Source organism: Chryseobacterium sp. MIQD13 (genome assembly GCF_050496705.1).
Lineage (GTDB): Bacteria > Bacteroidota > Bacteroidia > Flavobacteriales > Weeksellaceae > Chryseobacterium.
This window is the reverse complement of record NZ_JBNWAF010000003.1, coordinates 879,814-904,293: the sequence shown is the minus strand read 5'-3', so window position 1 is coordinate 904,293 and position 24,480 is coordinate 879,814. Positions and strand designations below refer to the sequence as shown.

Genomic DNA, 24,480 nt, shown 5'->3' with positions numbered 1-24,480 from the left:
GATAAATTTAAGGTGCTTTAATCTGTTCTATTTTTATATACACTTTCATATCACCAGGATTAGTTCCGGTTGGCCCATTATTAGCACCTGCCATTATAGTTACAAGATAAGCGGTTTTTGTTGCTCCCTGCTCTATCCAGCTGTAATATCTAAATTCCGGTCCGTTATTAACCCCTTGATAGATACCTGGGTCTGCCCAATTTCCTCTGACGGATGTTGTAGCCTGATTCCAAGTATTATCTGTTGTTCCTCCCCACTGGTTTGATGGCAGTACAACAGAATTACCAGAGCTGGTAGTCGTTCCTCCCCCATAACCCCCAAGGTGATTGTACATCAGTGTTTTGTTTACCGTCACATTACTTCTTATCTGAGCATCTGCATTTTGTACCTGATTGGTATTATCGGTAGCAATCCCTGAAGCCTGGTTACTGTGTCTTAGAAATGCTCTTACGGTATATAGGCCATCCGGTGTGGTAAGGGCAACCTGAAAGCCTCTGGTATTAGTAACAGGATCTACAACATATTTCAGGAAATCCATTGTTGCTACCACCTGTATATCAGCCTTAACTTCTTTTCCCACCGTAACACTGGAGCAGGAATTGGTAATGGATGGGTTTGCCGTATAAAAAGGGGTAAGATCAAATGACATACCGGCAGGAGCCTGTTGCGCAGCAGTAGGTGTACCGCTGATGTTAAAAACCAATGTGCCTGATCCTTGTTCAAATGTTCCTTCGCTTAGTGTTGCTGTTACTGCAGGATTCCCAACAGACGCCAAAGTCACGCCATTATAGCTTCCTCCGTTACCGGCAACATACGGGATTTTGAGGATTGTTCCTACTGGAAAAGCAGTTCCGCCTGTGATTGACTGTGCCGGGTCCAGATATGCCTGCGTGCATTGTAATGTTGCATTAGGCGTAACAGAAGATTTATTGTCTATTCTTCTCCATTCCGTGCCGTTCCAGAAAAAATAACCTTCTTTAAGGGAAGTCGCAGAACCTCCAATATTGTACACTAATAATCCTTTGGGCTGGTTGGCAACATTATTATCTCCATCTGCATTCAGATCCAGGTTGGCAGATGTTAAGTCTATCCTTGGAACCAAAATTCCTTTATTCGATGCATTCACATCCAGTGCAGCATAATCATTGGGTAATGTTCCAATCCCGGTAGATGCTTTGTTTGTTACAATAAAATCATCTGCTAATTGCATTGCAGTTGGAGTTCCTATGGCAGCATTATTTTTGCCACCGTCTATATTGAAAGCTCCTTGTGGATTTTGAGTGTTAATACCCACTTGTCCGAAAGTTAATGAACCTATTGCTAATGCAAAGATGGTATAAAATTTATTTCTCATTTGTTTATATAATTTAGAAGAAAAAGAGTAATTGTAAAGTTCTTTTCCTGAGTTGATATGTTTGAATTCATGTTTTATGCTTATGATATATTAAAAAAAGCAGGAGGAGGGCGGATTTGTATTCCTGATAAATATGTATTTTCAGATAATCCGACTTTAAGAGATGGGCCGTCATGTGTTCCGATGTATAATTGTGCATTGGCATTATAGGAAGAGCATAGCAAAAGAAGCATACCGGATGCTTTTTTCATACTGTAGCTGTTTTTCTTTAAATACATTTCTTACACCTTAATAATTAAGATGCAAGATTAGTCCTATTTCAGACTGTAGTAAAGAAATGAGATACGCTACAGATGCTTTATTAAGCTTCTGGGACATACTACATAGGTACGTTCAAAAACAACGGTGAAAATTAAAACACTTATAATCAATTAATTAATGATAAATTCCCCAAAATAAGGAAGCTTGCCAATTTGTATAATATCTTTACCTATAATCAAAATGAACTTCCTGTTAAAAGAGTATACGATTCTGCAAAAGGGATCAGGTGATCTTAAGAAATTGTCTGACAGAAGTCTGAAGCATAGTTATAACTTCACCTATTTTCTATGAATTATTAAAGAGTTTTCAGATATAGAAATTTTCCTGGGACATGACATCCACAATTAACAAAAGCCAGCGATAAAGCTGGCTTTTGTTAATATATATTACCTTTTTTAAAAAAGGATTATTCCCACTCAATCGTTGCAGGCGGTTTGCTTGAAATATCATAAGCTACTCTGTTGATACCTCTTACTTCGTTGATGATTCTGCTGGATACAGTATCCAAAAACTCATAAGGAAGTCTGCTCCATGTTGCTGTCATAAAGTCGATGGTGTTGGCAGAACGTACTACAGCTGTGTATTCGTAAGTTCTTTCGTCTCCCATTACTCCTACTGATTTCACAGGAAGAAGTACTACGAAAGCCTGGGAAACTTTTTCGTAAAGATCGTTTTTGTAAAGTTCTTCAATGAAGATATCATCCGCTTCCTGAAGGATTCTCACTTTATCAGCATCTACAGCTCCCAATACTCTGATTCCTAATCCGGGACCAGGGAAAGGGTGTCTGTGAACCAAATGATGCGGAATACCTAGCTCCTCACCTACTTTTCTCACTTCGTCTTTGAAAAGCTCTCTTAATGGCTCCAGTAATTCGAATTCCATATCTTCAGGAAGTCCTCCAACATTATGGTGGGACTTGATTACTGCAGATGGTCCGTTTACAGACTGGCTTTCGATAACGTCAGGATAAATGGTTCCCTGAGCTAAGAATTTAGCTCCTTCAATTTTATGGGATTCTTCATCAAAAACATGAATAAACTCGTTTCCGATGATTTTTCTTTTCTGTTCAGGATCGTCGATTCCTGCTAATTTTGAAAGGAATCTTTCTTTAGCATCAACCATTTTAATGTTCATATGGAAATGTTCTCCATAGTTATCCATTACTTTCTGGCCTTCATCTTTTCTCAAAAGACCTGTATCAACAAAAATACAAGTTAGCTGATCACCGATTGCCTTATGAATTAAAACTGCTGCTACAGAAGAGTCAACCCCTCCTGAAAGTCCAAGGATCACTTTGTTGTCTCCTACTTTTTCACGGATTTCTTCAACTGTTTTTTCGATATAATTGGTCAGTTTCCAGTTTTTCTCAGCATTACAGATCCCAAAAACAAAGTTTTCAAGCATCTTTCCGCCTTCTTCTGTGTGGGAAACTTCCGGGTGAAACTGAACGCAGTAGATTTTTCTGTCTTCATTGGAAATGGAAGCTATCACTCCTGATTTTGCATTTAATTCAAAACCTGCAGGTAAATCCCCTACTTCGTCAAAGTGACTCATCCATACAATAGAATTCTGAGTAACCCCTTTCAACAAAGAGCTTTCTTTGATAATATCCAAATGGGCTTTTCCATATTCTCCTTTTTCCCCTTTATTTACTTTTCCGCCTAAAAGATGAGCTGTAAGCTGCATTCCGTAGCAGATTCCCAAAACAGGAACTCCCTGTTCGTAAAGTTCTTTTTCTACTAGATTTGCATTTTCTGCATTTACAGAACTTGGCCCTCCGGAAAGGATGATTCCCTTTGGCTGTTTTGCTAAAATATCCTGTAATGGTGTATTGAAAGGAAGAATTTCAGAGTATACACCCATTTCACGGATTCTTCTTCCGATAAGCTGGTTGTACTGTGATCCGAAATCTAATATGATAATACCGTTGTTCATTTTGTAAATGATAATTGATGATTGATAAATGATAATTGATTTCAGATGCCAGACATCAGATATCAGACCTTTTTATCTGACGTCCTGAATCTGTCATCTGTATCTTATATTAACTGTGTTACAAAAAAAGACTTGGAAATGTTCCAAATCTTTTTTCGTGATTTATTTTAAAACTTTCCGATGTCTTCTCTGTAGAATCCGTAATCGAAATGAATATGACTTGCGTCTTCGTAAACTTTCTTGCGGGCATCGTCATAAGTAGCTCCTGTAGCAACGATGTTCAGAACTCTTCCGCCGTTGGAAACCACTTTGTCGCCTTTTCTTATCGCTCCTGCATACAGAAGTTTAGAGTTTTTCAGTTTGTCTTCCCCTACGATTTCGTAACCTGTTTCAATGTTTCTTGGATAACCTCCCGAACACATTACAAGGCATACTGCTTTTTCGTCTTTGAATTTAAGCTGAATGTCTTTCCCGTCCATACAGTCCTGGATAACATCAAGAAGATTGTTTTCCATTAATGCCATTAATACCTGAGTTTCAGGATCTCCGAATCTCATATTGTATTCAAGAAGGTAAGTTCCGTTTTTAGTTACCATTAATCCGAAGAAAATGATTCCTTTAAAGCTGAATCCTTCTCCTTTAAGACCGTTAATGGTAGGCTCCAGGATATTTTTTTCAAAGTCGGCATAATGCTCCTGAGTGAAATCAGGGCTTGGCGCTACAGATCCCATACCACCTGTGTTTGGTCCTGTGTCTCCGTTTCCTGCTTTTTTGTAATCTTTTGCAGCAATACAAGGGAAAATCTTTTCACCGTTTGAGAATGCAATGATTGAAGCTTCAAAACCTTCTAAATATTCTTCAATAACCAGACGGATCCCCGCATCTCCATAGATTCTTCTGATCATGAAGTCGTGGATCGTAGCTTCTGCCTCTTCAAGGTTGTCACAGATAACAACACCTTTTCCGCCAGCTAAACCACTTGCCTTAACCACTAAAGGATACTGCTGTGTCTGAACATATTCTTTAGCATCGTTGTATGAATCAAATACTACAGCTTTCGCTGTTTTGATATCATAGGTCTGCATAAATTTCTTAGAGAAAGCTTTACTTCCTTCCAGACTTGCTACTTTTTGGTTGGGACCGAAAACTTTAAGATCATGTTTTTTGAATTCATCTTTCAATCCTGCTACAAGAGGAGCTTCCGGACCTACGATGGTAAGATCTACCTTTTCTTTAATGGCAAAATCTCTCAGTTCTTTGATTTCGGATAAATGAACATTTTTCCCTATTACATCGGTGGTAGCATTACCATTAGCAAAAAACATTTTAGAAATTCTCGGGTCATTCTGAAGTTTTGCCGCTAAAGCAGATTCTCTACCGCCTTCACCTATGATTAATATTCTCATACTTTATTTATTATCTAGTCTAATTTACAAATATATAATTTTGAATGCTATATATACAATCCCAAATTATTTTTTAATTCTATTTTAATTAGTGTAAAAAATGTCTTACTCCGGTAAACATCATTGGAATACCGTGTTCATTGGCAGCTTCAATACTGTCCTGATCTTTTACACTTCCTCCAGGCTGGATGATTGCTTTAATACCTTCCGCTGCACAGAAATCTACCACATCACGGAAAGGGAAAAATGCATCTGAAGCCAAAACAAGATCTCCGGAGAATTTCTCTTTCGCTCTTTCAATCGCCTGCTGGGTAGCCCAGATTCTGTTCACCTGTCCGCCACCGATTCCGAAGGCCTGAATACCATTGGAAACAACAATCGCGTTTGATTTTACATACTTCACTACTCTCTGGGAGAAAAGAAGGGCTTTTTTCTGCTCTTCTGAAGGCTGTACATTCGTTACTACTTTGATATCGTCAGAAAAATGAGTGTCATTGTCCTGAACCAGAATACCGCCGTCGATCTTCACCCAGGTTTGCTTGTCAGAAACAGGGTTAACGATTTTTATAATTCTAAGGTTTTTCTTTTTTCTTAAAACTTCAAGAGCTTCTTCATCAAAATCCGGAGCCATTACGATCTCAAGGAACGTTTTGTTCAGCTCTTCAGCTGTTGCCGCATCGATTTTGTAGTTCATTGCAACAATTCCGCCAAAGATGGAAACCGGGTCACATTCGAAAGTTTTCTGGTAAGTTTCTAAAGCAGAAGTTCCGATAGCAACTCCACAAGGTGTAGAGTGTTTTACTGCACAACATGCCATTTCTTCTTTGAACTCATTGACTACTTTCCAGCAAAGGTCCATATCACGAAGGTTATTGAAAGAAAGTTCTTTACCGCCAAGCTGTTCGAAATCCTTCATTGCACCGTTCTCGAAAGTAGAAACGTAATAAGCAGCCGTTTGGTGAGGGTTTTCACCGTATCTTAAATCTGATGCTTTTTTGTATGAAGCATTTAGATAGGCAGGATATTCTTCATCCAAAAGCATTCTTGAAATAGCTCCGTCATACGCTGAAGTAAGATTGAATACTTTTCCTGCAAGCTTTTTACGTGTTTCAATGTAGGTATCACCGTTCTGTTCCATTTCCAGTTTTACAATAGAATAATCTTCCACATCGGTAATTACGGTAACAGAATCAAAGTTCTTAGCCGCAGAACGAAGCATTGAAGGGCCTCCGATGTCGATAAATTCAACTTTCTCATGTAAAGAAATGTCTTTGTTTACATTTTCAAAGAAAGGGTAAAGGTTTACGATAACCATATCGATCAAATCAATTCCATGTTCCTTAACGGTTTTCATGTGTTCTTCATTTGAACGAACTGCTAAAAGACCTCCGTGAACTTTCGGGTGAAGGGTTTTCACTCTTCCATCCAGCATTTCAGGGAAATTGGTCACCTCATCAATCTGAATCGGATTTAAACCAGCGTCTTTCAAATGTTTGAACGTTCCTCCTGTAGAAATCAACTCATAATTCTGGGCTTCCAAGAACTGGGCGAACTCGATCAATCCGCTTTTGTCAGAAACACTGATTAAAACTCTCTTTTTACTCATTTTACTTTCAATTTTTTACTTTTTACAGCTATTCCAAACTGTAACCGGGTCTTTCACCTCCGGTTTTACTTTATTTTACTTAGATTTTTTTAGTTTTTTTCGAAATATTTTTTATCAAAAATCTAAATTATGTTTTTTTCTTCCCAAGCAGTCTTATAATACTTCCGGATTGGCAATATTAACAGGATTTCCATTGATAAACTGTACCACATTTTCGAAGGCTTTCTCAAAATAAAGCTCATATCCGTTCCTTTCTACATAACCTAAATGCGGAGTACAGACAACATTATTCATTTTAAGAAGTTCAAAGTTTTCATTGTACACGGGTTCTTCTTCATATACATCTACTCCTGCAAAACCCGGTGTTCCTTTTTTCAAAGCGTTAACCAATGCATTTTTTTCTAAAAGCTCTGCTCTTGCTGTGTTAATAAATACGGCCGTAGGTTTCATAAGCTCCAGATCGGTTTGCTTTACAATACCGAATGTTTCATCATTCAAACGGAGGTGCAGGGTAACCACATCAGCATTTTTAAAGAAATATTCTTTCGATTCTGCTTTTTTAAAGCCATCATTTACTGCATTTTCTCTGGATGTTTCGCTTCCCCAGACCAAAACGTCAGCTCCGAAAGCCTTCGCATACTGGGCAATTTTTTTTCCGATTTTTCCATATCCCCATATTCCGATGGTCTTTCCACTGATGGTTTCTCCAATATTGACCTGCCATTTTCCCTGCTTCATTGCTTCTATTGCCTGTGGAATCTGTCGTACTGCATTCATAATCAAAGCCCAGGTTAATTCTGCCGGAGCAACGGGTGAACCTATTCCTTCCGCAACTGCAATACCCAAACGGGTACAATCTGACAGTTTTAAATGGTTTGATATTTTTCCTGTCTGGCTGATCATTTTAAGTTTTGGCAACCTGGAAAGCAATGCTTCATTTATTTCTGTTCTCTCCCGGGTCAGAACCAAAATGTCTGCTTCTTTGATCTTTTCAGCTAAAATCTCCGGATCTTTATATGTTTCATGAAGAATCATAACATTCTGATCTTTGATCATGTCAAAACATTTCAAAGTACTGATCACATTTTGATAATCGTCCAGAATGGCAATTGTTGAAGTTCCTTCCATTTTTCGCTTTTGTATTTATAATATCAAATATTTAAAACCTTGTCAATAGCTTTAGGAAATATTTCATATTCAATATAGTGGACCTTTTCTGCCAGGGTTTGGGGAGTGTCTTCTGCTGTTACTTCAAATGATTTCTGAAGTATAATTTCTCCTTCATCAATTCCCCGGGTTACAAAATGTACCGTAGCGCCACTTTCTTTTTCCTGAGCATCAATCACCGCATGATGAACATGATGCCCCCACATTCCTTTTCCTCCGAATTTAGGAAGCAATGCAGGATGGATATTGATGATTTTACCGTTCCAGGTTTCACAGAATTCAGGTTTCAGAATGGATAAAAATCCTGCCAGTACAATAAGGTCTGTAGTTACAGGAATTACTTTTTCCAATTCATTGCTGAAATTCTTTCCTCTTGGAATCAGAATGTTTTCTATATGATGATTTTTTGCTCTTTCAAGTCCGTAACATTCTCTGTCTGCCACTACCAGAGATACTTTTGCATTCCGGATCTCTCCGCTTTCAATGGTATCTATGATTCTCTGGAGGTTGGTTCCGGAACCTGAAACGAGTATAACGATGTTCTTCATACTATTAATGTAACAATGTATCAGTTTAACAATGTAACAATGAATTTAATTGGTACACCGGTACATTGATAGATTGTTATATTGCTAAATTAATCTTCTCACTGCCTGCCGTAATCTCTCCGATCTCGTAAGCATCATCTAAAAGGTGTAATACTTTTTCAGCGTGGTCTGCATCTGCAACGATGATCATACCAACACCCATGTTGAAGGTTCCGAACATTTCTTCACGGGATACTCCTCCTCTCTTTTCCAGTTCGAGCATTACACTAGGAATTTTGATCTTGGAAGCATCGATGGAAGCACACAACCCTTCAGGAATGATTCTTGGAACATTTTCATAAAGGCCACCTCCTGTAATGTGGGCAATACCTGCCACTTTTACTTCTTCCAATACTTTGTGGATGTCCTGGTAATAAAGTCTGGTTGGTACCAAAAGGGTTTCGTATAATGGTTTTCCTTCAAATTCTTCTTCGAAGTTCGGGAATACTTTTCTTACCAGTGAAAATCCGTTTGAATGGAATCCTGAGCTTGGCAAAGCAATGATTTTATTTCCTGTTTTGATAGCAGACCCGTCAATGATCTGATCTTTTTCTACAATTCCTACACAGAATCCTGCAACATCATAATCTCCCGGCTGGTACATTCCCGGCATTTCAGCAGTTTCACCGCCAATTAATGCACAGTTGTTGTCCTTACATGCTTTCACCATTCCAAGAACGATTTCTGCAGCAATCTCTGAATCCAGCTTTCCGCAAGCTAAATAATCAAGGAAGAACAATGGTTTTGCACCATGGCAAAGAATATCGTTGGCACACATTGCGAAACAGTCGACACCGATAGAGTCGTATTGTTTGGTATCCAAAGCTACTTTCAGCTTCGTTCCTACTCCGTCTGTTCCTGAAACCAGCACAGGATTTTTATATCCTCCGATCTCATAGAAAGCTCCAAAACTTCCCAAATGATTCAATACATTTGAATTATGGGTTTCGCCTACCGCTTTTTTGATCTTGTCAACCGTTTTGTATCCTTCCTCTTTGTCTACGCCTGCTGATTTGTAAGTGTTGCTCATGTTTAATAATTTATTAATGTAGCAATGTATCAGTTTAACAATGTAACAATCATCTTATTTGGAAACCAAAAAATGGATATATTGATACATTAGTATATTGGTACATTTTTATTTCTATAATTACTTTTTATTTAGGTTTAAAAAATAAAAAAGCCGACAATCTTGGTAGATTATCGGCCGTTATTTTATCTCAGAATTTCAGAGCCCACAGTTTTCCCTTTCTCTGAGAAACATTCTTTAAAAGTGGTCTGAATTTTCATCTTTTTTCTTTTTGCAAAAATAGTAATTTTAAATTAATATTCAAATTCTATTTTTCAAGGATGGTTTCAATGGCAGCAATCTTCTTGATTTTGTCCTTTAATTCACTGTCTTTCTCTTCATTAGAAATTTTCTGGGCAGCTTTATCAAAGTTGTCATTAAAGAAAGGAAGTGAGAAAGTTTCTACAATATTTCCCCCGTGGAAAGGGAAACGCTTTGATGCAGCCTCTAAAACTCCGGCTCCGCCTCTTCCTCCTGGAGAAGTAGACATCAGCAGCATTGGTATTTCATTCCATACCGTTCTGTCTTTAATTCTGGATACCCAGTCGAATACATTTTTGAAGGCTGTGGAATAGGTTCCGTTATGTTCCGGAAGTGATACCAGAAGAAGATTGGCTCCGTCAATTTTTGCTGCAAAATCATAGGCTTCCTGAGGAACACCGCCTGCCAATTCTCTTTCGTGCTTATAAATGGGCATTTCAAAGGGATTAAGATCCACTACTTCCACTTCTGCATTTTCAAAGATTGATGATGCATAGGCTACTAACTGTCTGTTCATTGAAGCTTCTGAATTGCTTCCTGCTATTGCTAAAACTTTCATTATTCTTTATCTGTTTTTAATGTACAAATTTAATTTTTATTTCATGTAGGCCGGTAATTCCATTGGTACTTCCATTAATAGGATCTCGGTATCTTCTACAGCTTCGATGTTAAAGCTCTGGGTATCCCAGATTCCCAATCCGTCTCTTTCATTTAATACTCTGTCCCCCACTTTGGCACTTCCTTTTAGTACAAAGGCATAGACTCCGTTTCCTTTTTTGTTGAGCATGTAGTTTTTACCGTTTCCAGCCTTGAAATTAGCTAAATTGAACCATGCATCCTGATGAATCCAGACTCCGTCATCATTTTTATTCGGAGACAAAATCTGCTGGAATCCATTGATTTTTTCTCCTTCTTTGATGCTTTTCTGATCATATCGTGGTTCAACATTCAACTCTTTAGGAAAAACCCAGATCTGAAGAAACTTTACAGCTTCTTCTTTATTTTTATTGTATTCGCTGTGCATTACTCCGGTTCCTGCACTCATTACCTGGATTTCTCCTTTTTTGATAACAGCTGTGGTTCCCATTGAATCTTTATGTTCCAGATCTCCTTCCAAAGGAATAGAAATAATTTCCATATCTCTGTGCGGGTGTGTCCCAAATCCCATTCCCTGAGAAACGGTATCATCATTCAATACCCTTAATACCCCGAAATTCGTTCTGTCTTTATTCTGATAATTGGCAAAGCTGAATGTGTGGTAACTATTTAACCAGCCATGGTCTGCATGACCTCTTGAATCTGCTTTATGATATACTGTTTTCATACTGTGATTATTTATGGTACAAATGTAGTGGATATGGGTGGCTGAAAATGTTGATGTAGGTTAAGAAAGGATTCTGAGCTTTAGTAAAGGCTAAATTACTTGTTATAATACAATTTTGAAATATATTTTTTATCTCTCGATGATCTGGCAGATTGGGCAGATTTACAAAGAGTAAGTATCTGTAAAATCTGTGGGAGAAATATTTTTATAACCTATTCTACTTTCGGGGCTTCCGCAGAGCTTCCGAAAATATGTTTACGATGATTTTCGCCCCAATCTTTTAAGGATTCTACCACAGGATTTAATGTATTCGTATATGGTGTAGGATAATATTCTATGCTTACAGGATAAGTATCTTTTACTACCCTTTCCACCAGACCATTCTGTTCCAGCTCTTTTAATTCTTTGGCTAAAACTTTCGAGGTCAGCTTCGGAATACTCCTTTCAATTTCTGTAAAACGTTTATTTCCGGCATTTAAGGAAATAATAATCTGCAGCTTCCATTTACCATTAATAACATCTAAAGTATCACGGATAGGCCTCAGTGCCTGCATACAATCTTTATGGTTGTGCTTCTTTTCCATTTTTTCACTTTCCTTTAGGTAACTACTATATTTTGGAAAGTGAATTTACAATAATTTTGTCATTAATAAAAATCTAAAACAAAATGGCAAACATTTTAAATATTCAGACAAGTATCAGCGGAGAAACTTCTGTAAGTAATCAACTTTCTCAGATTGTTATCAATCAATTACTGGAAAAAAGACCTGATAGCAAAGTTATTCTTCGTGATCTGGCTTTAAACCCGATTCCTCATTTTGACATTCATCATTTTAGTGCTTCCATGGTTCCGGATGAGGAAAAGAGTGATGAACAGAAGCAGGCTTCAAAATATTCTGCGGAAGCATTAAAGGAAGTTCAGGAAGCTGATACTATCGTTATAGGTGTTCCTTTTTATAATTTCACGTTCCCCTCCACTTTAAAATCATGGATTGATAATATTGTGGTTCCCGGAAAAACATTTTCTTATGCTGACGGAACACCAAAAGGTCTTTTACAAAACAAAAAGGTGTATTTAAATTTTGCTGTTGGCGGTGTTTACGAAAACGGGATTATTGAAAACATGGAGCATTATCTAAAAACTTTATTTAGCTTCATTGGGATTACTGATGTAGAAGTCTTCAAATCTCAGGGAATGATGGTTCCCCAATTGAAAGAAGAGAATTTTTCCAAGACTGTTATAGAGATTGAAACTTCTTTGGCGTAAATACAATGAATTGTCAATAGTGAATTGTTAAAAACGCTATTGACAATTTTATTTTAAACCATTAAGGAGAACTAATTGTTTAAGATCATTAAGCTGATAAGGCTTTCATTTTATCCTATTTTACACTTTTTGTGATTTAAAAAGCTTCTTTTATTTTAGAATTTCTCTTTAAATAGAAAAGTAGGAGGCAAATAAGAATCATACAAACAATAAGAAATTGGAAAATGATATTGGTTTGATCTGATAAACTTCCCAAAACATTGGTAATAATTCCCGTGCCCACCTGATTGGCTGCCATCAGAAATCCGGAAACCACTACTGAAAGTGTTGGAAACTCCACTGTTCCCCAGCCGATAGATCCGGGAAATATACTTCCCATAAAAAAACCGATCAGAAACATCATCAGTACAATGATATTTACATTTGAAGCAAATAACAGCATTAAAAGTGATCCCGCTACAGCCAAAGGTGAAAAGAGGAACAGATAAGACAGATCATTCTTTCTTGAGAAAATCCCGAAAAGCAGACGGTTCAAAGCAATTCCTCCCCAAAACAGAGATAGCCCCAGACTGGCTTTACTATTATCAAGCCCCTGATTTTTAAGAATTATAGCTCCAAAACTACCGAATGTACCTTCAGTACAACCATACAGAACAATGGTTATAAAGAACAGCCATAATTTAGAAGGAATTTTAAAATCCCCGGGAAGCTCGAAAAATGTTCCTTTTTCTAATTTTAATAATAAAAATACAGCAAATGCAATACTTATATGCATCCCGGAACATACATCCAGTTTTTTATATTTCCTATCAGATTCATCATCAACGGAGCAGTAGATGTCCCCAATCCAACCAAAAATTGCAAAATCAAAATAGCTGAGGACTTATTATTTTCAAATAAACTTGCTGCCAGCGGGTTCAAAGTGGTAATGCAAAGTCCAAAACCGGAACCCATCAATGCTACCAAAATCATTAATCCTGGAAATAATACAGAGGTATCATTCATGAGAAACTGAAGCATCCATAAAACTCCTGTCGATGTAATCATCAATAATAATCCAATAATCAAAACTATTTTTGGTCCCCATTTATTGACCAAAAACGGGGCTCCAAGGCATGAAACAATAATGCAAATAACCTGAGGGATAAATAAATTTCCAAACTGTGAGGAAGAAAGCCCAAAGAGTGAGGAATCCGTAAAAGCTGTTCCCAATGCCGGAAATACAACAAAATTAACTCCTGTTAAAAAAGCTAATAAAAAGACAATAATAATCCTGGCTACTTTGGAATTCATGATTTTAAAACATGATTTTTAAGATGATCTCCTACTCTCAGTGCCATTGCAATGATGGTAAGGGCCGGATTTACCGCACCGCTGGAGACGAAAAATCCCCCGTCTACAACATATAGGTTTTCCAGATCATGTGCTTTACAATTAGTATCAACAACTGAGGTTTCCGGATCAAATCCCATTTTTGTGGTTCCGCTTTGATGAGCCGGCGAAGAAATATCCATTCCTTTGCTAAAATACATTCCTTTAAATAAAAAACTTTCAAATTTTCCTGATGCTTTCAGGGCTTTTATCAGTTCGGATTTAAGGAGCTGATGGCCTTCTTCATTATTGGAGCTGTAGCTGACTTTAATTTGTCCGTTTTCTACAGTTACTCTATTTTCAGGGTCCGGAAGATCTTCTGAGGTAAGCCAGAAATCAACAGCATGCTCAGCCATTAATTCAAAAGTAAAGCCCGGTGCCGGCATAGGACTATCAGCCTTGATCTGATGCTCATCCGATTTTCCCAACATTTGAATATGCCCCAAAGGGAACTCATATCCTCTGTTGGCATGGTAAAAATCATTAATACCAAATGTCTTTCCGAATTTGGTAGGATTAGGTTCTGTATATAAAGCTACCAATGCGGTATTCTGATGAAACATATAGTTTCTTCCTATCTGGTCTGAAGTATTGGCAAGACCATTGGGAAATTTTTCATTTTTGCTTTCCAAAAGTAAAGCTGCAGAATTAATAGCACCTGCTGAAAGTATCACCAGATTTGTACTTAATGTTTTAGTTTCCCCGTTTTGTTCTATTACAATTTCGGAAACCCTGGTTCCTGAATCATCGGTATTGATTTTTACAACTTTTGTATTGGTCATCAATTCTACATTGGGGTATTCCAAAGCTTTTGTCAGTGCACAGAGATGGGCATCACCTTTTCTTTCGGAAGCATCGGGAAAGCCATCGAAACGGTCCAATGTATAGGGAGCATTCGCTGTTTGGTGGGGTTTAAAATTAACTCCTATTGGCAATTCAAAAGGATGCAAACCGTAGCCTTGTAATTCGTCAAAAATTTCCTGAATTCTTGGCTCATGAGGTAAAGGCGGATTAGGATAAGGCTCTGAATCAAAAGGTTCTGTAGGATCTGAGCCTCTTTTTCCGTGAACGTGAAAGAGTTTTTCAGCTTCAAGATAATAATCTTTTAGATCTTCATACTGAATAGGCCAGGCTGGTGAAATTCCCCCGTAATGTTTTATTTCCTTAAAATCTTCTTCACGCAGACGGAATAAGGCAGCTCCGTAAAATTTGGTATTCCCGCCTACATTGTAGTGCATACCGGGACGAAATGATTTTCCATGTTTATCCAACCATAGTTCTGTAGTAGTATATCTGTTTTTCTCAAAAACTTCCACAGAATCCCAATTTTCTTTTTCTACAGGCACATAATCTCCTCTTTCCACCACCAGAATCTTTTTCCCGCTGTCTGCCAGCTGATATGCCATGGTTGCTCCTCCTGCTCCGCTTCCTATAATGATAATGTCATACATTTCTTACTATTTTAATCTAAACCAAGGTAAAGAATTAAAATATGGACTTGCTTAATAAAAAATTAAATTTCAATTGATTGTATAAATAAAAGATGCTCAGGTTATTGATGGATTTTTATAATGTGATGTTTTATTTATTTTCGATAAGCTTGTCGATATTTAATTACTAAGTAAATTTGAAATATCGTTTTCATTACCTCTCGGATTGAACAGATTAGGCAGATTTATATCCATAAAAAATATCTGTAAAATCTGTGGGAGATTATATTGTACAAATAGTTCATTAAACAATAGTACTTAATTGGAACTGTAAGTTTTGACTAAAGCCTTTATCGATATGATTAATGAAAAAAGCGGGCTATAAAGCCCGCTCCTATTAAATTTCACTGTTACAAATTGATTGAAAAGATATTCTGATCTTCCATCTAATTTCTAACTTCTAATTTCTAATTTCTATTCTTTAAAAATGCACCTGCTGAATCTCCTCCTCTATTTCTTTAGGTGTTTCATCTTCTGATTTTACAAAAATCATGGTAACCACAGCTCCAATCAGCATACAGACACCTCCGACTACAATATAATCAATAGCCTGTTTTCCAAAAACACTGCTTACAATAGGTCCTCCAAAAACTCCGTTGATAATCTGCGGAATTACAATAAAGAAGTTGAAAATTCCCATATACACACCCATTTTTCTTTGTGGGATCACATCGATCAGCATCGCGTAAGGCATTGCCAAAATACTTGCCCAGGCAAAACCTAATCCAATCATGGAAATCCAAAGGAGACTTATATCTTTAATAAAGTACATAGAAATCAATCCAAACCCTCCACACAATAAAGCTAAGGCATGGGTTTGTTTTTTCCCGATAAATTTTGCGATAGGTGTCAACAGGAATGCAAATGGAATCGCCCAAAGGTTATACATCCCGAAAAGTTTTCCTGTTAAATCTCCTGCATTATTGAATGCCTTTGAATGGGTATCATCCGGTGAAAGCCCAAAATGATGGGTTGCCAGAGCGCTTGTGGTGAAAACCCACATCGTAAATAAGGCAAACCACGAGAAAAACTGAACGATTCCTAATTTCTTCATCTGAACAGGAATCTTAGCAAAATCCTTGAAGATATCTGAAAATTTAGAATGCTCTTCCACAATTTCTTTTCCGTCTGAAAATTCAGCAAATTCCTGCGGAGAATATTCTTTGGTCGTGAAGATTGTATAAAGGATTGTTAATATAAGCAAACCCGCTCCCACATAAAAAGAAAAAATCACATTATCTGCTACGAACCCTGCAGGAGCTTCGTTAGAAACTCCTAATTTGGTCAGCCAATCCGGAAGATAAGAGCCTATTACAGCTCCAATTCCTATCAGAATAGTCTGAACTGAAAAGCCCAGCGTTCCCTGATGTTTCGGAAGCATATCTCCCACCAATGCGCGGAAAGGTTCCATTGCTACATTGATAGAAGCATCCATCATGGCAAGGAAAATCACTGCTATCAGTAAAACATTAGCAGCCATCATTTGTGTTGCAGAAGCTGCATTGGGAAGCATGACCAGACCGATTGCACATAAAACGGCTCCGATTAAAAAGTAAGGTTTTCTCCGGCCAAGCGGACTCCAGGTATTGTCTCCCATGTGCCCAATAATTGGCTGAACGATTAATCCTGTAATAGGCGCAACGAGCCAGAACCATGATAATTCATGAACATCTGCCCCAAAGTTGGCAAGAATTCTACTTGCGTTACCATTTTGCAAACCAAAAGCCATCTGGATTCCCAGAAATCCCATGCTCATATTAATAATCTGAAGCATCGATAAATTTGGCTTTTTCTTTCCGCCAAATTTGCCGCCTTCATATTTTCCTTCCATTACTGCCATTGTGTTTATTTTTTAGTTTTTAATTCTTGTATTAATACATCTTCAATCGGAGCTTTTTCCACTACCACTTTATTTACAACATCATTTGGAACGGTTACGGAAAGTACATACTGCTTTACTTTCCAGCTTCCATTTATCTTTTCTACAACCCCTGAACCTCTGCAAATTTTCATTTGGGTATCCAGAAGCTCATCAAACCAGGCTAATTTTCCGTCTTTGCTGAAATAAATATTTCTTTTCAGGGAAGTGAAGTTCCAGGTTTTCTTTTTATCAAAATAAGGCTTTGCCCAGACCATAAAGGCTTTTTTATCCCATACTTCCGTGGCGTCTGTTCCGATAAAGGTAGATTCATCTGCAAAATAATTGAAATAAGCAGTAAAATCAGCCTTTGCTGCTGCAACATTGAAACTATCTAACATTACTCCTATTGCTGCTTTGTCTTTCTCTAATTTAGCATTACCGGACTGTGCATATATTCCTGTAAAACCAAACATGAGCATCATCATTGTGTAGATAAGTGTTATTTTTTTCATAGGTTGTTTTTTTAGTTTTGTAATTCAATAACCATAGGGGTCTTTGCAGGAATCGTTAAGGTATTCTGAATAGACATTTCTTTTTCTGAAATGATATCTTTACCTTTTGTGAATCCATTCAGAGATTCTGAAAAATGTTTCATATCTATGGTCTGTTCTTTTTCATTATTGTTAACAACCACCATTACACTTTCTTTTTCATTATACCTGAAATAAACAAAAACATTATTCTGGGGAACATAGTTTTTTGTCTTACCGGTATGAATAACTTCTTTACCTTTTCTCCAGTTTAATAATTTTTTGGTAAAGGCAAAATACTGATTCTGTGAATCTGTTCTTCCTGATTTTACGAAGGCATTATTGGCGTCTCCATTCCAGCCTCCCGGAAAATCGCGACGAATATCCCCGTCACCTTTGGTGGCTTTATCTCCTGACATTCCGATCTCTGAACCATAATATAACTGAGGAATTCCACGAACTGTTGAAATCAAGCTCATCACCAGTTTATAGTCTTCTACTTTGGGATAAGTCTGATTAAAACGCTGTGTATCATGGTTTTCCGCAAACACCAATATATTATTAATGTCAGGATAAAGGAAATCATTAGCAAAGTTATCATACACTCTCTGCATACCAGAATCCCATCCTGAATTTTCCTTAAAAACCTGACCAATAGCATCATGCAATGTAAAATCCATTACAGAAGGAAGGTAAGAATTGTAGTTTTCTATTGCCGAAATTTTGCTGTCTTTCTGCCAATAGGAAATTTGTGCCTGGTTGTGCATCCATACTTCGCCTACAATATTAAAATTCGGATATTCATCGGTGATTCTCTTCGTCCATTCTGAGATTCCTTTTTTATCGTTATAGGAATAGGTATCTACCCGTAATCCGTCAAGACCAGCAAATTCTGCCCACCAAATAGCATTCTGAACCATATAATTGACTACCAACGGATTGCTTTGATTCATGTCCGGCATTGTAGTATCAAACCAACCGTCCATACAGTTTTCCATATCCACTTTAGCAGCATTGGTATCAAACTGGGTAGTCATTCTGTAATTACTGCGTTTGAAACCTTTTTCTCCATCTTTCCAGTAATGAATCCAGTCTTTCGCGGGAAGATCTTTAATAATCCAGCTTTGCGATCCCCAATGGTTGGTTACATAATCCATAATAAGCTTCATATTACGCTTATGAAGCTCATCTGCCATTCTTTTATAATCCTCGTTACTTCCGTAACGCGGATCTATTTTGTAATAGTCGCTCTGCGCATAGCCATGATAAGAGTATGAAGGTTCGTTGTCTTCCAGCAAAGGGGTATTCCAAACGGCAGTAACGCCTAATTCCTTAAGGTAATCGAGGTTTTTAATGATTCCCTCAATGTCTCCTCCATGACGGCCTCCGGGATTTTTACGGTCTGATTTTTCAGCTGTATCTTTGGTATTGTCATTGGATGGGTTTCCGTTGGCAAAACGGTCCGGCATGATAAGGTACATGACATCTTTGGAAGTAAAGGATTCACGGTCCGCAGATCCGGGAAGTCTCTGTTTTAACTCATATGAATAAGAGCTTATATTTTTCTTTCCTTTTTTCAGATTGATTTTAAATGACGGAACATTAATTTCGTTGGTATTGACAGTAATGAAAACATAATTAGGATTTTCTACCTTCTGAATATCCTTAATCTGAATATTATCTGAAAGTTCAATTTCATTATTAGCAATATCTTTTCCGTATACGAGTATCTGCAGTTCAGGGTTTTTCATTCCTTTCCACCAAAAAGCAGGTTCTACTTTCTGAATCTGGGCAAAAGCTATTGAAGCTGCTGAAAGAGCAAAAATTGTGTATATTTTTTTCATTTATGATTGTATTTTGAAGGTCAGTTGTGTTCCATATTTTACCTGATGATTTGGCTTAAAAAGCTATGCCCCAGCCCATTTTTCCGAATATAATGAACCGGGGCATAACAAATTTAGAATTTATATCTTACTTGACGGGTTTAACAGAAACTGCAAAGCCTCCGCTTCTCGCCATTTTGAAATTCAGTTTGGATTTGCTGGTAATCTGTTTTTTGTAGATGTTATAGCTTTGAGGATTGTCAATGTAATCCGCATCTTTTCCATCTTCGTAAACTGTTACTTCATACTTTTTATCTTTATCAAGGAAAGAGAAGTCTACGGTATATTCACGCTTATTTTCATCGGTAATACCTCCTACAAACCAGTTATCAGTTCCTTTTGCCTTTCTGGCTGTGATTACGTAATCTCCCGGTTCAGCAGATAAAATTTTGGTATCATCCCAGTCTGCTGCAACATCTTTGATAAACTGGAATGCATCCATATGCTTTTTATAGTTTTCAGGAAGATCCGCTGCCATCTGAAGCGGCATATACATCGTTACATATAAAGCAAGCTGCTTAGCAAGAGTGGTTTTAACAAAACGTTTATCTCCAGGGAAATAATAATCAAGTTTTGTCTGGAAAATTCCCGGTGTATAGTCCATAGATCCTCCCATCCATCTTGTGAACGGAAGAACGGTCTGGTGATCAGGTTTATTCCCTCCAAATGCTTCGTATTCAGTTCCTCTGGCTGCTTCTGCAGAGATATAGTTCGGATAGGTACGGCTTTCTCCTGTAGGGCGCACTGATTCGTGAGAGTTGACCATAATTTTATAGTCATTTGCTTTTTCAGCAATTCTGTAGAAATGGTTGATCGTCCACTGAGAATAGTGATGCTCGCCTCTTGGAATGATATCTCCTACATAACCTGTTTTTACGGCATCATAACCATATTTGTTCATCAGCTGGAAAGCTTTGTCTGACCATCTTTCATAGTTCGTTGCAGAACCTGAAGTTTCATGGTGCATGATAAGTTTAATTCCTTTTGAATGGGCATAATCATTCAGCATTTTGATATCAAAATCAGGATATGGAGTGATGAAATCGAAAACAAATTCTTTGGAATGTCCGAACCAGTCTTCCCAACCAATGTTCCAGCCTTCAATCAGTAATCCTTTGAAACCATTTTCAGCTGCAAAATCAATATATTCTTTTACTTTGGTATTGTTTGCTGCATGTTTACCGTTCGGGGTAAGTTTTGAGAAGTCTGTTTTATCCAGATGTACATTTTCTGCTGTAGAATAGGCCCACTGGGATTTTCCAATGATCATTTCCCACCATACACCCATATATTTTGTAGGGTGAATATAGGAAGTATCGGTATATTTTGTAGGCTCATTAAGGTTGAAAATCATTTTGGAAGCCATCACTTCTTCTGCTTTCGGGGAAACGATAATGGTTCTCCATGGCGTTACCGAAGGAGTTTGGATATATCCTTTTGCTCCCTGTCTGTCTGCAGTAAGATGTGTTTTGAATTTATAATTCTGGGCATCCACTTCAAGATGTGAGGCTGGATAGTCTAAAACAGCTGCTTCTGCAACGTTTACATATAAAGGATCTTTACCTTCCTTTTTCAGCATTAATGGAGACTGTACCGCATTTTTCACTAAAGTCTGAGAAGCATTGGCATCAAATGCTTTGTCCCATCTGGAAGGGATCTCAGAGATTTTTGTTTCCTGATACTGATATTCCTGGGAATCATAGTCTGCAACGATCCACCATGCTTTCATATCTGTAGGGAAATCTATTTCGGAATCTTCTTCCCTGATTACAAAATAGTTCAGGTTTTTCTGCTGTGGGAATTCGTATCTGAATCCAAGACCGTCATTGAACAGTCTGAACTTTACAACGATACTTCTGTTTGTAGAAGTCTGGTCAAGGGTAACTGCAAGTTCGTTGTAATTGTTGATATAATTTTTCTTTTCACCAAGAACCGGCTGCCAGGTTTCATTTTTAGAATCACGTTTTTCATCTGTTTTGGTGAAACCATTGTTCAGGTCAAATTTTGCATCTTCAGCTTTAGCAATTTCGGAAGCAAATTTGATGGCTGTGTCTTTAAATAATCTTAATCCTAACTTAGAATCTTCTACTACCACAGTACCATTATATTTCAGATTATAATATGGTACTCCCTGTTTCAGCTGGAAATTCATTTCGAACTTTCCATCCGGTGATTTCAAAGATTGTGCTTTAACACCCGCGAACATCATTGAGAGCAGCATGGCTCCAACTGTAATTTTCTTCATAATGATTATTTATAAACTTTAAAAATAGATAAAGTGCTGCGGTAAAGCAACACTTTATCAACTTATTTTAGTATGTTTTACAATTTTGTAACAGTTAACTTATAAAATGCTGAATTATGTAAATCCAGTTCTATTTTATAGTTTCCTGCTTCAGATACTTTATAATTAGGATCGCCGTCTACTGTATTTTCAGCATTGAAATAAGATTGTACAGCCTTTCCAGAGATAAGAGTCTCGTCATCTTTTTTAGGCTGGAACTTAAATGCCCAGTCGTCATTTGCTCTAAATTTAAATACTCCTGTATTACTTAAAGCAATTGAATTAATGACATACGTTTTTGTGGCAGGATTATATACAAAATTTGTATCAGATCCCCAACCTGTAGGTGTAGCGTCTCCAATAACACCAAAGTTTGCCAACACAGAAGAATAGGTATTTCCAGCCCAGTCAACTTTTAGGTAATAGGTACCAGCTGTTGCAGCTTTTGCATTAACTTCCCCTGTTTCTAATAATTTACCAGTGAAAGTTCCATCATCACCTTTATCTCCTGTCCAGGATTCATTGATTGTGAATTTGTATTCACTTGCAGGAGATCCAACATAAATAAATCCTCTATACTGATTATTTTTCTCAGGAGAGAATAAGTTGGGGGAATTGGTAGGCTCCCAATTTGCATAACCTGCCGCTCCAGCATATCCACCGGGTACATTAATCTTAGGATATACTAAATCCGGGTTCGGGGTATAAGGTGTTACCTTAATAGCTACTACATTTGAATAAAAAGCTGCTGCTCCTACAGATGTTTTCAATCTTGCCTCAATATCATTTACAGCATCCGGTGTTGCTCCAATACTGAACATTGCAGCATTCATTGCAGCGTGAGTGATAGCGCCTGATGTAGCGTCATTGGAAAAATCAACAGTAGCACTTTTTTTAAAGTTATCTCCTTTAATTCCCAACTCTATCTGCTGAGTGGCAACTACAGCAATATTAAATGTCGGCTTTGTCCATGTAAAATTGATTACAGCATCATTGGCAGTAAGCTCATTAAGAACTATTACACTTTTATCGGCAGAGAGTTTGCCTGTGGCTGTTTCATTAATTACTGCCTGATCCTCATCTTTTTCACAGGAAATAACCAGAAAACCAATAAAGGCTATGGCTAATAATCTAAATATTTGTTTCATTTTATAGTGTTTTTAATTAATATCCAGGATTCTGAATTAAATTTGGATTGGCAATGATATCTTTTGCCGGAATCGGATAAAGGTTTCTGTAATTTTCTACTGCTTTACCATCTTTAACATTTCCTTTCCAAGGCCATAGATAATCTCCTGTCGTAAATCTTCCGAATCTAATTAAGTCAGTACGTCTCGTCATTTCCCAAGATAATTCTCTTGCTCTTTCATCTAAGATGAAATCCAGAGTTATTGAAGTTACATTCCCATTTGTATTTCCGTAAGCTCTTTGTCTTAAATTATTTACATAGGTAATTGCAGTTGCCATATTTCCGTTTCCACCTCTAAGAGTAGCCTCAGCATACATTAAATAAATATCTGCTAAACGGTATAATGGAATATCTGCTTCAACCCAGTTATTATTAGCTCCCGGAGTTCCGTCACTTTTAACATTTTTAAACTTGATGAATGCATACCCGTCATTAAATGAACCTAAATCATTGATTTCCAGGTTTTGCCCACTTGTATAGAAATTACCTCTTTTATCACTCCCATTTGTCGGAAACTTATTTACAAACGCCTTTGTCGTTCTAATACCACTCCATCCACCGTTAATACCAAAATCTGAAGCCGGCATTGTTCCTCCTACTGAAGCATGTACCAAATAGGTTGTTCCACCATTTGTCTGAGTATTAATTCCATCAAAATTCACTGTTAGAATTGCCTCCGGATTATTGGCATTATTATCAGCTAAGAATAAAGAGCCATAGTTTGATTTCAATGAGTATCCTGCACCAATTATTTTATTACAGTAAGTGATAACATCATTGTTTCTTTGTGTACCAGTATATACACCTGCATTTAAATACAATCTTGCCAGCAATGACCATGCAGCTGCTTTATCAGCTCTTCCATACACATTCGTCTTTGGATCTCTTAAATCATTTGCACAAGCTAATAACTCCTGCTCAACATAATTGAACAATGCTGCTCTTTCTATTCTTTGAGGCGGATTAACTGATCCCGGAAGATAATTTTCATCTACAAACGGTACATTTCCAAAAAGATCTAAAGCATGATAATATGACTGAGCCCTCAAAAATCTTGCTTCAGCTCTCATACGTTTAGCTTCTGCCAGATTATCTCCTGTAATATTATTGGATGTCAGCTTTTCATCTGTTACATTTCGAAGAAATTCATTACAGAAAGCAATTTCTGTAAAAATTCGGTAATACATTGCAGCTACAAACTCATTGGAAGAATCCCAGGTCATTTTATGAATAGTATGCAGGTTTCCGTCATTCCATCCAATTACAGCTTCGTCAGTAGAAATTACATTCAGAGTATACATCAATCTTGTATACTGGGAAAATCCTCCATTTACACCATTAATATCACTGTTTGGCGGATCTCCGTCACCACCTACCTGTCCACCCATAGCAAGACCACCATATAATTTGGCTAATGCATTAGGATAATTTGTAAAATCGGCAAAAACACTGGCAGATGTAACATCGGTAATAGGCTCTCTTTCAAGATCTTTAACACAGGATGTTGCTGAAAGCAGCATTACAACTGAAGCCGATAAAACTATACTTTTGAATTTTATTTTATTTGATTTCAT

21 protein-coding genes are annotated in these 24,480 nt (G+C 37.3%); 1 reads left to right on the top strand and 20 read right to left on the bottom strand.

Going from position 1 to position 24,480, the window contains the following annotated elements:
- Positions 1-7: 7 nt before the first annotated feature.
- The 11 genes from ACQWU4_RS16430 to ACQWU4_RS16380 form a co-directional block, all read right to left on the bottom strand.
- Entirely contained in the window at positions 8-1,354 is a 1,347-nt protein-coding gene (locus tag ACQWU4_RS16430; protein ID WP_429936840.1) for a hypothetical protein, read from the bottom strand.
- A gap of 80 nt (positions 1,355-1,434) precedes the next feature.
- Complete coding sequence (locus ACQWU4_RS16425) at positions 1,435-1,605, bottom strand: hypothetical protein (protein WP_429936839.1); 171 nt, start codon at positions 1,603-1,605, stop codon at positions 1,435-1,437.
- Between the two features lie 476 nt (positions 1,606-2,081).
- Entirely contained in the window at positions 2,082-3,611 is a 1,530-nt protein-coding gene (gene guaA, locus ACQWU4_RS16420; RefSeq protein ID WP_429936838.1) for a glutamine-hydrolyzing GMP synthase, read from the bottom strand.
- Between the two features lie 167 nt (positions 3,612-3,778).
- Positions 3,779-5,017 (bottom strand): phosphoribosylamine--glycine ligase, encoded by a 1,239-nt coding sequence (purD, locus tag ACQWU4_RS16415; RefSeq protein WP_429936837.1) that lies wholly within the window; start codon positions 5,015-5,017, stop codon positions 3,779-3,781.
- Positions 5,018-5,105: 88 nt separating this feature from the next.
- Positions 5,106-6,623 carry a bifunctional phosphoribosylaminoimidazolecarboxamide formyltransferase/IMP cyclohydrolase gene (purH, locus tag ACQWU4_RS16410; protein ID WP_429936836.1) on the bottom strand — a complete coding sequence of 506 codons (1,518 nt, stop codon included), beginning with the start codon at positions 6,621-6,623 and terminating at the stop codon, positions 5,106-5,108.
- Positions 6,624-6,776: 153 nt separating this feature from the next.
- On the bottom strand, positions 6,777-7,751 hold the full coding sequence (locus ACQWU4_RS16405; protein WP_429936835.1) for a D-2-hydroxyacid dehydrogenase family protein: 975 nt from the start codon (positions 7,749-7,751) through the stop codon (positions 6,777-6,779).
- Positions 7,752-7,774: 23 nt separating this feature from the next.
- Positions 7,775-8,338 (bottom strand): phosphoribosylglycinamide formyltransferase, encoded by a 564-nt coding sequence (purN, locus tag ACQWU4_RS16400; RefSeq protein ID WP_429936834.1) that lies wholly within the window; start codon positions 8,336-8,338, stop codon positions 7,775-7,777.
- Positions 8,339-8,414: 76 nt separating this feature from the next.
- A complete protein-coding gene (purM, locus tag ACQWU4_RS16395; protein ID WP_429936833.1) occupies positions 8,415-9,407 on the bottom strand; it encodes a phosphoribosylformylglycinamidine cyclo-ligase in 993 nt (330 codons plus the stop codon).
- Positions 9,408-9,714: 307 nt separating this feature from the next.
- The gene (locus ACQWU4_RS16390) at positions 9,715-10,266 is read right to left on the bottom strand and encodes an NADPH-dependent FMN reductase (protein ID WP_429936832.1); all 552 of its coding nucleotides are present in this window, start codon (positions 10,264-10,266) and stop codon (positions 9,715-9,717) included.
- 36 nt (positions 10,267-10,302) lie between these two features.
- Positions 10,303-11,031 (bottom strand): pirin family protein, encoded by a 729-nt coding sequence (locus tag ACQWU4_RS16385; protein ID WP_429936831.1) that lies wholly within the window; start codon positions 11,029-11,031, stop codon positions 10,303-10,305.
- A 212-nt stretch (positions 11,032-11,243) separates the two neighbouring features.
- Positions 11,244-11,615 carry a winged helix-turn-helix transcriptional regulator gene (locus ACQWU4_RS16380; protein WP_429936830.1) on the bottom strand — a complete coding sequence of 124 codons (372 nt, stop codon included), beginning with the start codon at positions 11,613-11,615 and terminating at the stop codon, positions 11,244-11,246.
- Positions 11,616-11,698: 83 nt separating this feature from the next.
- Here ACQWU4_RS16380 and ACQWU4_RS16375 point away from each other — a divergent pair, with 83 nt between their 5' ends.
- On the top strand, positions 11,699-12,298 hold the full coding sequence (locus tag ACQWU4_RS16375) for an FMN-dependent NADH-azoreductase (RefSeq protein WP_429936829.1): 600 nt from the start codon (positions 11,699-11,701) through the stop codon (positions 12,296-12,298).
- A 136-nt stretch (positions 12,299-12,434) separates the two neighbouring features.
- On the opposite strand, the gene ACQWU4_RS16370 is transcribed toward ACQWU4_RS16375, so the two are convergent.
- The 9 genes from ACQWU4_RS16370 to ACQWU4_RS16330 all read right to left on the bottom strand — a co-directional run bounded on the left by ACQWU4_RS16370 (position 12,435) and on the right by ACQWU4_RS16330 (position 24,480).
- On the bottom strand, positions 12,435-13,073 hold the full coding sequence (locus ACQWU4_RS16370; RefSeq protein ID WP_429936828.1) for an MFS transporter: 639 nt from the start codon (positions 13,071-13,073) through the stop codon (positions 12,435-12,437).
- Entirely contained in the window at positions 13,064-13,591 is a 528-nt protein-coding gene (locus ACQWU4_RS16365; protein WP_429936827.1) for an MFS transporter, read from the bottom strand. The genes ACQWU4_RS16370 and ACQWU4_RS16365 overlap by 10 nt, the downstream gene beginning before the upstream one ends.
- On the bottom strand, positions 13,588-15,120 hold the full coding sequence (locus ACQWU4_RS16360; protein ID WP_429936826.1) for a GMC oxidoreductase: 1,533 nt from the start codon (positions 15,118-15,120) through the stop codon (positions 13,588-13,590). Before ACQWU4_RS16360 ends, ACQWU4_RS16365 begins: the two co-directional genes overlap by 4 nt.
- 460 nt (positions 15,121-15,580) lie before the next feature.
- Positions 15,581-16,999, bottom strand: a complete 1,419-nt coding sequence (locus ACQWU4_RS16355; RefSeq protein WP_429936825.1) for an MFS transporter — start codon at positions 16,997-16,999, stop codon at positions 15,581-15,583.
- A 5-nt stretch (positions 17,000-17,004) separates the two neighbouring features.
- Complete coding sequence (locus tag ACQWU4_RS16350) at positions 17,005-17,532, bottom strand: nuclear transport factor 2 family protein (protein WP_429936824.1); 528 nt, start codon at positions 17,530-17,532, stop codon at positions 17,005-17,007.
- An 11-nt stretch (positions 17,533-17,543) separates the two neighbouring features.
- A complete protein-coding gene (locus ACQWU4_RS16345; protein ID WP_429936823.1) occupies positions 17,544-19,394 on the bottom strand; it encodes a glycoside hydrolase family 13 protein in 1,851 nt (616 codons plus the stop codon).
- Positions 19,395-19,521: 127 nt separating this feature from the next.
- Positions 19,522-21,678, bottom strand: a complete 2,157-nt coding sequence (locus ACQWU4_RS16340; RefSeq protein ID WP_429936822.1) for a glycoside hydrolase family 97 protein — start codon at positions 21,676-21,678, stop codon at positions 19,522-19,524.
- Between the two features lie 77 nt (positions 21,679-21,755).
- The gene (locus ACQWU4_RS16335) at positions 21,756-22,865 is read right to left on the bottom strand and encodes a SusE domain-containing protein (RefSeq protein ID WP_429936821.1); all 1,110 of its coding nucleotides are present in this window, start codon (positions 22,863-22,865) and stop codon (positions 21,756-21,758) included.
- A gap of 16 nt (positions 22,866-22,881) precedes the next feature.
- Positions 22,882-24,480, bottom strand: a complete 1,599-nt coding sequence (locus tag ACQWU4_RS16330) for a RagB/SusD family nutrient uptake outer membrane protein (protein ID WP_429936820.1) — start codon at positions 24,478-24,480, stop codon at positions 22,882-22,884.